General features: G+C 31.7%; 1 protein-coding gene. It reads right to left on the bottom strand.

Translation table 11 applies throughout. The features are described 5' to 3' along the window. Window positions 1-158 (bottom strand): DDE-type integrase/transposase/recombinase (locus tag AC23MC_RS16590; RefSeq protein ID WP_487569428.1); only part of this gene is annotated, 158 nt, incomplete at its 3' end. Window positions 159-227 lie beyond the last annotated feature (69 nt).

Genomic DNA, 227 nt, shown 5'->3' with positions numbered 1-227 from the left:
CGAAAACTATATCCCATTATTTTTCTGGAATAAGCATCAGTAATTAAACTTAGATAGCCCCATTGATTGGTTAATCGAATATAAGTAATATCACTTACCCAAACCTGTTCTGGTCTTGTTATTACAAGTCCTTTTACCAAATTACTATACTTTCTCATCCAATGTCTAGAATCAGTGGTTATAGCTTTTCTTTTTCTTTGACGAATCAACAGTTTATGTTCTGACAA

It is taken from the genome of Flavobacterium sp. T50_26, from assembly GCF_057652995.1.
This window is presented reverse-complemented; position numbering and strand designations above follow the sequence as displayed.